At 49.0% G+C, this 856-nt stretch carries 1 protein-coding gene; it reads right to left on the bottom strand.

The window, feature by feature from the left end; genetic code table 11:
• On the bottom strand, positions 1-856 hold an 856-nt coding region (locus MM213_RS20690), incomplete at both ends, for a CLIPPER-2 domain-containing protein (RefSeq protein ID WP_439647576.1).

Here is an 856-nt window from a genome sequence, read left to right as displayed (position 1 = left end):
CGTACCTGATGTCTGGGTGATTGCTCCCAAACCTGGCAACGCATCCACAACATTTACATTGCTCAACGTGAAGTCGCCAGTATTCTCTACYCTGAACGTGTAGGTAATCACATCGTCAACAACATAGCTAGACTGACTCGCTGAYTTAKCTATRCTGATCGATGMTCCTGCCGAACTGTCAACCGTGATCGTCTCTGTATCTGTATTCGTCACATCACTTCCTGTAGGAGGTGTGCCTGTTGCCGTTGCTGTATTCTCTACCGATCCCGCATCCACATCMGMCTGTGTAATCGTATAGGTTGCCGTAAACTCCGCAACCCCATTCGGTGCCAACGTAGTCGTRCCTGATGTCTGGGTGATTGCTCCCAAACCTGGCAACGCATCCGCAACATTTACATTGCTCAACGTGAAGTCGCCAGTATTCTCTACCCTGAACGTGTAGGTAATCACATCGTCAACAACATAGCTAGACTGACTCGCTGATTTAGCTATACCGATCGATGATCCTGCCGAACTGTCAACCGTGATCGTCTCTGTATCTGTATTCGTCACATCACTTCCTGTAGGAGGTGTRCCTGTTGCCGTTGCTGTATTCTCTACCGATCCCGCATCCACATCMGMCTGTGTAATCGTATAGGTTGCCGTAAACTCCGCAACCCCATTCGGTGCCAACGTAGTCGTACCTGATGTCTGGGTGATTGCTCCCAAACCTGGCAACGCATCCACAACATTTACATTGCTCAACGTGAAGTCGCCAGTATTCTCTACYCTGAACGTGTAGGTAATCACATCGTCAACAACATAGCTAGACTGACTCGCTGAYTTATCTATGCTGATCGATGCTCCTGCCGAACTG

Origin of the sequence: Belliella alkalica (assembly GCF_022549785.1) — a bacterium.
Taxonomy (GTDB): Bacteria; Bacteroidota; Bacteroidia; order Cytophagales; family Cyclobacteriaceae; genus Belliella; species Belliella alkalica.
Note: the sequence above shows the minus strand (reverse complement) of the source record. Positions and strands in the feature narration are given on the sequence as shown.